This is a genomic window from Streptomyces sp. S3(2020), assembly GCF_013044505.1.
GTDB lineage: Bacteria > Actinomycetota > Actinomycetes > Streptomycetales > Streptomycetaceae > Streptomyces.
In genome coordinates, this window is record NZ_JABERD010000122.1 from 20,533 (window position 1) to 30,056 (window position 9,524).

General features: G+C 72.3%; 6 protein-coding genes, 1 pseudogene and 3 riboswitches. Of the genes and pseudogenes, 2 read left to right on the forward strand and 5 right to left on the reverse strand.

The genetic code is table 11. From position 1 onward, the window contains the following. Positions 1 to 5: 5 nt before the first annotated feature. From HLK59_RS31395 to HLK59_RS31405, 3 genes are all read right to left on the reverse strand, one after another. Entirely contained in the window at positions 6 to 1,502 is a 1,497-nt protein-coding gene (locus HLK59_RS31395; protein ID WP_240982743.1) for an ABC transporter permease subunit, read from the reverse strand. 353 nt (positions 1,503 to 1,855) lie between these two features. Continuing rightward, on the reverse strand, positions 1,856 to 3,358 hold the full coding sequence (locus HLK59_RS31400; RefSeq protein ID WP_171144948.1) for an ABC transporter substrate-binding protein: 1,503 nt from the start codon (positions 3,356 to 3,358) through the stop codon (positions 1,856 to 1,858). A gap of 70 nt (positions 3,359 to 3,428) precedes the next feature. Further along, a complete protein-coding gene (locus HLK59_RS31405) occupies positions 3,429 to 3,965 on the reverse strand; it encodes a GNAT family N-acetyltransferase (protein ID WP_171144949.1) in 537 nt (178 codons plus the stop codon). Positions 3,966 to 4,330: 365 nt separating this feature from the next. Next, a riboswitch (cobalamin riboswitch) is annotated at positions 4,331 to 4,403 on the forward strand. Positions 4,404 to 4,529: 126 nt separating this feature from the next. Between HLK59_RS31405 and HLK59_RS31410 the strand changes: the two genes are divergently transcribed. After that, positions 4,530 to 5,018 (forward strand): DUF4430 domain-containing protein, encoded by a 489-nt coding sequence (locus HLK59_RS31410; RefSeq protein ID WP_171144950.1) that lies wholly within the window; start codon positions 4,530 to 4,532, stop codon positions 5,016 to 5,018. On the opposite strand, the gene HLK59_RS31415 is transcribed toward HLK59_RS31410, so the two are convergent. Then, the gene (locus HLK59_RS31415; protein WP_171144951.1) at positions 4,999 to 5,934 is read right to left on the reverse strand and encodes a cobalamin-binding protein; all 936 of its coding nucleotides are present in this window, start codon (positions 5,932 to 5,934) and stop codon (positions 4,999 to 5,001) included. The two genes, HLK59_RS31410 and HLK59_RS31415, sit on opposite strands and share 20 nt — an antisense overlap. Positions 5,935 to 5,963: 29 nt before the next feature. Next, positions 5,964 to 7,361 (reverse strand): hypothetical protein, encoded by a 1,398-nt coding sequence (locus HLK59_RS31420; protein ID WP_171144952.1) that lies wholly within the window; start codon positions 7,359 to 7,361, stop codon positions 5,964 to 5,966. Positions 7,362 to 7,473: 112 nt separating this feature from the next. Beyond that, positions 7,474 to 7,549: riboswitch (cobalamin riboswitch) on the reverse strand. A gap of 126 nt (positions 7,550 to 7,675) precedes the next feature. After that, a riboswitch (cobalamin riboswitch) is annotated at positions 7,676 to 7,749 on the forward strand. A gap of 234 nt (positions 7,750 to 7,983) precedes the next feature. Here HLK59_RS31420 and HLK59_RS31425 point away from each other — a divergent pair. After that, positions 7,984 to 9,524: pseudogene (locus HLK59_RS31425) on the forward strand (peptidase); the annotation flags it as partial.

Here is a 9,524-nt window from a genome sequence, read left to right on the forward strand (position 1 = left end):
GTCCGTCAGGGAGTGCGGGCGGGGGAGGTCAGGAGAAGCGGCCGTGGGGCCGGCTCGGGTTCGGAGGGAGGCTCGGCCGGCCGCTTCGGCTGCGGCCCGCGCCGGGGCAGGCGGAGGCCGCCGGCCGCCGTGACGGCGAGCGCGCCGAGCAGGGCGAGGACGGCGGCGGGGGCCAGGACGGCCCAGGGGGCGCGTTCGAGGTAGGGCTGGTTCTCGGCCAGCAGCAGGCCCCACTCGGGGGACGGCGGCTGGGTGCCCAGGCCGAGGAAGCCGAGCGAGGCCAGCCCCAGGGCGATCCCGGGCAGCCGGAGCAGGGCGTGGCGGACGACGGGCGGCAGGACGGCGGGGAGCAGTTCGTGCCGGAGCAGGTAGCCGGGTCCGGCACCGAGGGCGCGGGTCGCCGTCAGGTGCAGGGTCGCGCGTTCCTGCCGTAGGAGGGACGAGGTGTGGGTGGCCAGCGGTGACCAGGCCACGACGGCCACGGCGAGCGCCGGTGTCCACGGCCCGCTGCCCGCGACGCCGGTGACCAGGAGCGCGGCCAGCACGGGCGGTACGGCGTTGACGGTGTCGACCAGCGGCCCGGACAGCCGGGGCAGCAGGCCCAGCAGGACGCCGGCCAGTAGCGCGGCGGCGCTCACGGCGAGGGCGGTGCCGAGGGTGCTGAGTGCGCCGTGCGCGATCCGCGCCAGCACGTCCCGGCCGAGGGCGTCGGTGCCGAACGGGTGCGCGGCGGAGGGGGCCTGAAGGCGGGCGGTGGTGTCCAGCGCGAGCGGGTCGCGGGGCAGGCCGAGGGCGATGACGGCGGCGAGCAGCAGCCCGTACACCAGGGGTACGACACGGGGTGCGGGCGGTGTGGGCCGGTGCAGGGAGTGCAGGGCGCCGTCGCGCAGCGCGGGCCCGGTCAGCCGGCGCACCCCGAGCCGGGCCAGCAGGGCGGCCAGGGCCGCGAGGACGACGAGCGCGAGCGTGCCGGTCTGGAGGACGGGCAGGTCCTGGGCGAGGGCGGCTCGCAGGGTGAGCCGGCCTAGGCCGGGGATGTCGAAAATCTGCTCGACGGCGACCGCTCCGCCGGTCAGGCCGACCACGAACAGACCCAGGTTGGGCAGCAGTCCGGGCACACAGCGGCGCAGTGCCTTCCGGGCCACGGACGCAGGCGGGACCCCGCGCGCGGCGGCGGCCAGTGCCCAGGGCTCGGCGAACGCGGAGGGCAGCAGATCGTCCAGCATCCGCCCGAGGATCGCCCCCGCGGGCAGGCCGAGGGCGAGGGCGGGCAGGATCATCCACCGCGGGCCGTACCAGCCGAGCGCGGGCAGCCAGCCCAGCTGTACGCCGATGACGGACGCCAGTACGGAGGCGACGAGGAATTCGGGCAGCGCGGCAAGCGTCGCCGAGCCGGTGCCGCCGGGTCCGCGACCGCCGAGTCGGCGCCGCGAACCCAGGTACAGGGTGCGGGCGCAGATCGCTCCGGTGGTGAGAAGGGCGACGACGACGGCGCCGGCCATCAGCAGCAGGGAGGCCCCGAGCGCCTGCACGACGGCGGGCAGTACCTCCGTGTCCGACACCCATGACCGGCCCGCGTCCCCGCGCAGCAACCCGCCGAGCCACTGTCCGAGCAGGTGCAACGGGCCCTCGTCCAGGCCGAGTTCGTTCCGGATGGCGCGCAGGGTCTCGGGTGTCGGCGTCCGCTCGGCGGAGCGGGCCTTGAGCACGGTCAGCGCCGGGTCGGTGCGCGAGAGCCACGGCAGCAGACCGATCGCGCAGACGAGGGAGGCCGTGAGCACCGCCCGCCACAGCAGGGTGGTGCCGCCGCCCCGCGCCGCTCGGCGCAGGGCGGCGACGGACCTGGCGGCGGCGCTCAGCGCCGGGTCCCGATGCCGACGAACTCCCGCTCGTACGGGTCGAGAACGGCACCCTTGACGGCCGTGTCGATGCCCGTGACGACCTTCAGGTGCACGAGAGGGATCACCGCGTCGGTGCCGAGGATCGCGGCCTCCGCCTTCATGGCCGCGTTCTGCCGCTTGCCCGGGTCGGACTCGGCCCCGGCGGCGGTGACCAGCCTGTCCACGTCCTTGTCGCACAGGAACGCCAGGTTGTAGGAGCCGTCGCAGGTGAAGTCGCTGGCGAGGACGGTGACCGGGTCTCCGGTGTCGAGCATCATGTTGCGGGACACCACGGCCGCGTCGAACTTCTTGGCCAGCAGGTCGCTTTCGAGCCGGGCGTAGGTACGCACCTCCAGCTTGACCGTGAACCCTGCCTTCTGAAGCTGTTGCTGGAGCACCTGGGCGGTCTCCGGCAGCTCGGGCCGGTCGCTGTAGGTGGCGATGGTGATGCTCTTGCCCTTGGGGCTGGTGGCCTTCGCCCGGCCGGTCGGCTCGGTCCGCTTGCCGGAGGCCCAGGTCAAAGCGGGACCGTAGATGCCCTGGGCGGGCTCGGCGTACCCCTCGAAGACGCCCTTGGCGACGGCCGAGGTGTCGATCGCCTCCCGAGCGGCGGCGCGCAGCCCGGCATCCTTGAACACGCCGGCCTGGGTGTTGAGGAACAGGCTGGTGTTGCGGGCGGTGTTGATCGGGTGGACGGTGGCCTTCTCGAGAGAGGCGACCTGGGCCACCGGAACGGCCTCGGCGATGTCCACGTCGCCGGTGCGCAGGGCGTTGGCGCGGGCGGTGCCGTCGGAGACGAACTTGGCGTCGATGCCGGACGCCTGGGCACGGCCGCCCCAGTAGTCGTCGAAGCGGTCCAGGGTGGCCGCCGTATCGCCGGTGATCTTGGTGAACTCGAAGGGACCGGTGGCGGTGCCGACCGGGTTCACCTTGCCGTCCTTGCCGTACGCCTTCGGGGAGAACACCGCGAGGCTCGGGTTGGTCAGCCGCAGCGGCAGGACGGGGTCGGCCTCGGCGGTGGCGACCTTGACCTGGTCGTCGCCGACGGCCTGTGCCGTCAGCTTCACGCCGGAGATCGCGGCGGGTGCGGGTTCGGCCGCGGCGGCGTGGGTGAGCGCGGAGGCGACGGCCTTCGCGGTGACCTCGGAGCCGTCCTGGAACTTCGCGTCCCGCAGGGTGAACACCCAGCTCTTGCCGCCCTGTTCGCTGCTCCACGACTCCGCGAGCGCCGGGACCGCGGTGCCGTTGGCGTCGAGGCGGGTCAGTCCCTCGACGACCCCGAGCCGGGACAGGTCGAAGGCGTCCTGGCCGTAGGGGGAGTAGCTCTCGGCGGGCGGGAAGGCGAGGGCGACACTCAGACGTCCCCCGTCACCGGAGCCGGAGCCCGAGGACGAGTCGTCGCCGGAGGAGGAGAAACAGCCGGCGAGCAGCGGCGTGAGCAGCAGGCCGGCTATCAGGCGTGGGCGGGGAGATCGCATGGTCCTCGTTCTGTCTTTTCGGTGGCTTCGTGGGCGTCGTCGCCCCACATTAGGTGAATATGGTTTTCATTTAGTGTAGAGGGATCTCGAAGTGCACGACTCCGCTGCCGCCGTCGGGCAGTTCCTCCCGCTCGTCGCACACGACCTTGCCGAGCGTCTGCCACAGTCCCATCGCGCCGGGCGAGTGCGGATACGTGTGCAGATACACGGCTCGGTAGCCGCCGTCCGCCCGGGCGAAGTCCAGCAGGCCGTCCACCAGCCGTCGGGCCAGCCCGTGTCGGCGGTGCTCCGGCCGCACGTACACCCGCCGCAGTTGTGCGGTACCGCCCGAGGGATACCGCTCGGCCAGCCATCGCGGGTTCGGTGGATGCTCCGGCCCGCGCGCGTCGAGCGCGGCCGTGGCGGCCACGGTCCCGTCGCGGTCGTCCACCGCGACCAGCAGGGTGTGCCGGGGCGGGGAGACATAGAAGGACTCGGGGTCGACGATGTCGGCGTGCCAGCGCGGCACGTACCCGGTGCCGAAGTCGCGGTAGACGGTGTCGAGCATCACCGCGCGGGCTTCACCGAGGTCCGCGGGCGTGGCTGTTTTAATGCGGTATTCAAGCACCTGCGAATCATATGCAGCAGCTCTGTGGACCCGGCTCGTCCCCGGAAGGGGGCGGAGGGCGTGTGTGACGTGTCTCACCGGCGCATCCTGGCGTTCGGTGACTGACCGGACCCGAACAGCGGTGTCCCCTGCTCGGCGGCTGAGTCGGGCGGACCGGTACCTACGACCCGAGCGCGATGGTGGGACGGTGCGCGTTCGTCTCCAGCCGACTGCGGAACGCTGTCGAAGCAGAACCGGTCGACGATCACCGTGCTCTGGCGACTCGCTTCGGCTGGCCCTAGGATTCCAGGGCTTCGCGTCCAGCACGACAGCAGCCAAGGCATGGGACGCGGACGGACAACCACAACTGCACAGGCGCACAGCTGGGGGAAGCCGGTGGGAGTCCGGCGCTGACCTGCAACCGTGTGCGGCCCGTTGGGGCTGTGAGTCGGGATACCCGGCGTGTGCCGTCAGCACCGCTTCCACTGTCATGGTCTGCAGCGCGAAGCCGAGAGCCAGGGGCGCGCTCATGCGCGGGTCCTCGGGGCGACGGGCTGCGGCCGCCCGTACCAGGAAGGCTCAGCCTTGCAGCGCATATCCACACGACGTGGTCTGATCACCACGGCCGCCCTTGGTCTCGCCCTCGCCTCCGCGCCCGCCGTCGCCCACGCGCAGGAATCCACGGACACCAACGCCCCGGTCAAGGTGACCCTGACCGTGCAGGGGCCGGACGGCCTGCTCTTCAAGGGGAAGGTCAGAACGAAGGGGCACGACGTCACGACCGCCACCGGCGGTACCCACAGATGCGACGGCACCAACGGCGGAGCCAACCCCACCGCCGTCCCGACCCCGACGGCAGCCCTCGACGATGCCGCCCGCAAGCGGCACTTCACCTGGGACGGCACCTGGTACGCGTCCTTCGACGACTACTCCGTCGACACCATCAAGAACGTCGACGGGGGAGGCGTCGCCTACTGGAACATCTCCGTCAACGGCACGTCCACGCCGGTCGGCGGCTGCCAGTTCAAGCTGAACCCCGGGGACAAGGTGGCCTTCACCTGGACGGCGTTCTGAGCGCAGGGAAGGGGCGGGCTTCCGCCGGCGTGACCGGCTCGCCGACCTTCACCTCGTGCAGGACGTGAGCCAGCACCTCCGCCCCACGCACCACCCGCGGTCCTGGACGGTTGAAGTACGACGGACCGTCCAGGACCCACACCCGGCCCGCGCGCACGGCCGGCAGCTCCTCCCACCCGGGTAGTCCCGTGAGCAACTCGCTCTCGCGCAGGGTGCGTTCGGGTGGGAAGCCGCACGGCAGGACGAGCAGTACGTCCGGGCGGGCGGCGCGGACCGACTCCCAGGTCATCGGCTTGGTGTGCTCGCCTGCGGCGGCGAGGAGCGGGGTGCCGCCCGCCGCCGTGATTTGCTCGGGCACCCAGTGCCCTGCGGGCCACAGCGGGTCCAGCCACTCGATCGCCACGACCCGGGGGCGGGCGCGGTCCGCTACCGACGCGCGGACCGTCTCCATGCGGGCGGCGAGTTCGGCCCGGTGCTGCTCGGCCCGTTCCCGTACGCCGAGCAGGTCGCCGACCGTGACCAGGCAGTCCAGTACGTCGGCCAGCGTGCGCGGCTCCAGGCTGAGCACCCGGGTGTCGGCGTCGAGCAGGCGTACCGTCCGGCTGACCTTCTCGTACGAGACCGCGCACACGTCGCACAGGTCCTGGGTGAGCACGACATCCGGGCGCAGGGCCGCCAGCGCCTCGGTGTCCAGGGTGTAGAGCGACGACCCCGAGTGCGCCGAACCGCCGACCGCGTCGGAGATCTCCCGGCTGCTGAGCCGGTCCTGGTCGAGGTCGGCGCCGGTCACGACGGGGACGGCCGCCACCTCGCGCGGCGGCCAATCGCATTCGTGGGTACGGCCGACGAGCTGGTCCGACAGCCCCAGCTCGGCGACGATGTCGGTCGCGGCGGGCAGCAGGGAGACGATGCGCATGCCGCGACCCTACGACCGTACGGCCGCCGTCAGGCGCCCCAGCGCACCGCGATCGTGTCACCGACGCCCACGACCGTCTGCCGTGCGGCGCCTGTGAACGACGAGCCGTCGATGCTCGCCTTCCATGTGCTGGAACCGCTGTTGGCCTTGCCGTTGAGGGAGGTGATGGTGCCCGTTCCGGAGGACGGGGTCACGGCGGTGACACACCCGGACGGGGTGCCCGCGCTCACGGCCGCGTCGAGGACGGCGCCGAGCGTGGTCGTGGCACCGGTCGGGGTGAGCGCGACGGAGCACACCTTCAGGTTCCCGGCGCCGTCGTCCACGGTCAGCGCCACCTTCGTCGCCGTACCGGAGGTGAAGGACGACTGGCCCACCCACTGCGGGGCACCGGCGGTGGTCGGGACGGGCGGGGTGGCGGTGAAGCCGCCCCCGGCCACCGCGCGCAGGCCGTCGATGGACGCGTACGCCGACGGACTCGTGTCGCTGGGCAAGTACTTGAAGCCGCCGCCCGGGTTGAACTGCTGCGCGATCAGGAAGTCGACCGGGGTCTTGCCCATCGAGGTGAGGAAGTCACCGGTCTGCGGGTTGATGCCACAGGCGTTGAGGCCGGACACGGCCCAGCCGTTGGAGTCGGTGTTGACGCCGAACATGGCGTTGAAGGCACCCGTGCTCGCCACCAGCTTGCTCTTCAGGAACGCCTTGGCCTGCACGATGTCGGTGTCCGTGTTCGGCACGCCCGACACGCACAGCGCCGCCATGGCCGCGCCGGTCATGTCGATGTCGCTCGCGGCGGCGAGCTGGGTGGCGTTGCCCTCGGCCTTGCTGTAGTTCCAGCCGCCGTCGTTGTGCTGGTTGGCGCGCAGCCGGGTGACGATCGCATCGCGCAGGGACTGCGGGACGCGGACCTGACCGGATGTCGTCTTCGCGCCGCTCAGGGCCAGTGCGGCGAAGACCGTGCCGTTGAAGTTGGCCGACGGGCCGAAGTAACCGGCCTCCGAGGACTGCCAGTAGCCGTAGATGTCGGCGATCAGGTTGCGGGAGGCGGAGACGCGGGCCGGGTCGATGCCTGCGGCGTAGGCGTTGAGGGTGGCGCGTTCGTAGTCGGTGACGACGGGGGAGGAGGACGGCCAGCCGCTGGTGGAGAGCAGGTTGCGGTAGATGGTTCTCGCGTTCTTGGTGGTGTCGCCCCCCGGTGTCACGTCCACGGCGGCGGTTCCGGCCGCGGCGAAGGCGCTGAACGCCCACTCGTTGGACAGCCCCGACCCGGCGTACGAACCATCCGCCGCCTGAAGGGACTTGAGATAGGTGACGCCGTTCGTCTTCGAGGTGGCGATCTGCGCCGGGGTGGCGGTCGCCGCGGCGGGCAGGGCGGTCATGGCGAAGGCGCCGAGCGCCGCGGCGGCGACGAGGGCAGGGCGACGGTACATGGCGTGCTCCTTGGATGAAGGACGCCGACCGGCCCCGTGCCGACTCCGGGGAGCGGCGGGCGGGCCGCCGTCCGGGACGCGTGGACGGGCTGCCAAAGGTGCTGCACCGCTTGGGCATTCGGGCTCGGGACGACCCCCTGCCGTCCCACACCGCTGCGCGTCAGCCCCGGACTCCCACCGGGTTCCCCCACTCGGCAGTGCGGGACGGTACCCGACCGGCACCCGCGTGGCCAGAGGGACCCCCGTCACGCTGTGCCACTCCTTGACGCTTCCTGTGAACCATGTTCAAATCCGCCTGATACGCAACAAGTTCCAGGGGAAGCCGGTCGAAAACCGGCGCTGACCCGCAACCGTGGGCCCGGCACACGCCGGGCGAGCCGGAATGCCTGGAGCGTGATCCGAGCAACGAACGCCGTCGCGGACTACGGCGTGGTGCGACCAGCTCTCGTGCGGGGGAACTCCCCTGACCACGAGGGCCCTCTGCCACGCTTCCGTCCCGCGCCGGACAGGGGACGAGGGGGCGGCAGTGAGGACCGGAGAGCGAAGAGACGGGCGGACGGGCACAAGACCCGCTCCCTGGACGGCACTTGCCACCGCACTGCTGGTCATCACAGCCGCCTGCGTGGCCTTCCTGACCACGATCGCCCCGGCCTCGGCCGACCCGATCGGCGACTGCACCGCCACCAAGGGCGCTGTCCTGGCAGTGGACTTCAAGCCGTTCGGCGGCAAGGTCGAACGAGGCTGCGACACCACCCCGACCACCGGCTACGACCTGCTCCACGACGCCGGATTCACCACCACCGGCACCCAGCACGATGGTCCGGGCTTCATCTGCCGCATCGGCTACGGCGACTTCAACTCCGGTACGCAGTACCCGACTCCGGAAAAGGAGTCCTGTGTCCTGACTCCGCAGGCGACGGCCTACTGGTCGTACTGGACCGCCTCGCCCGGACAGGACGAGTGGACCTACAGCCAGTACGGCGCCATGGACCGCAAGCTCAAGGACGGCGACGTCGACGCCTGGGTCTACGGCGGCACCGACATCGGCGGCAGCACGGGCAAGCCCACCTTCACCCCGGACGACGTCCGCGCGGGCGGCACCGGCACCCCCGACCCGAGCGGCACACCCACCGGCGCACCCGGCGACATCGACCTGGCCTCCGCGGCCACCTGGCTCAAGAGCCGCCTCACCGACGGCGAACGCATCGTCGACGACGGCGCCGACACCCCGAACTACCTGCTGACCACCGAGACCGCCTACGCCCTCGCCGCCACCGACGGCAAGAGCACCTCCCTCGACAAGGTCACCGCGTTCCTCGCCGCCCACACCGGCGACTACGCCTACCCGAATGGCACCGACCAGGCCCCCGACGCCACGGCAGCCCCCCGACTGGCACTCCTGGCCGAGATCACCGAGCAGGATCCGCACGCCTTCGGCGGCCACGACCTCATCGGCGACCTGGCGAAGAACGTGTGCGCGGCGGGCCCCGAGTCCGGCGAGCCGACCCCCGGCTGCACCGCCAAGGGGGACTTCCGCAACGCCGGTTACGCGGAGGGCCAGGCCCTGTCCGTGCTGACTCTGCTGCGCGCCGGGGTGACACCCCCGGCGGAGGCCGTCGACCGTCTCACCCAACTCCAGTGCGACGACGGCGGTATCACCAGCATCCTCATCCGCCCCGGCGAGTACTGCGACGGCGACCCCGCCACCACCGGCCTGGTCGCCCTCGTCCTCAACAAGGCGGGCGGCCACGACGACACGGTCACGAAGGCCCGTACCTACCTGACGAAAGCCCAGCGCGAGGACGGCGCCTTCCCCGGCTACACCGGCTCCACGACCGGCAGCGTCTACGCGACCGCGTACGCCGCACAGGCCCTGCGCGCGCTCGGCGACACCGCCCGCGCCGACGCCGCCGTGGGCTGGCTGTCGCGGCAGCAACTCGACGGCGGCGGCTTCGGGTTCGAGGAGGGCGCCACCGACCCGGCCCTCTATCCCCTACCCCGTCCCCGAGACCGTCCCACTCCACGAGCCGCCGCGTCCGGGGCCCGCGCCGTCCCCGCCCGGCGCCTTCCCCCGGCCGGTACGGTGCTCCGGCCCCGGTCCTCTGTCGCCCACCCCCTCGCGCACGCAGCGGGCCCACACCCAGGGCGCGCCGTCGGCCGCCG

Coding starts and splice junctions, on each gene's coding strand:
- HLK59_RS31395 (WP_240982743.1), bottom strand. CDS start 1,502: ATGGCCGGCGCCGTCGTCGTCGCCCTTCTCACCACCGGAGCGATCTGC.
- HLK59_RS31400 (WP_171144948.1), bottom strand. CDS start 3,358: ATGCGATCTCCCCGCCCACGCCTGATAGCCGGCCTGCTGCTCACGCCG.
- HLK59_RS31415 (WP_171144951.1), bottom strand. CDS start 5,934: ATGCGCATCGTCTCCCTGCTGCCCGCCGCGACCGACATCGTCGCCGAG.
- HLK59_RS31420 (WP_171144952.1), bottom strand. CDS start 7,361: ATGTACCGTCGCCCTGCCCTCGTCGCCGCCGCGGCGCTCGGCGCCTTC.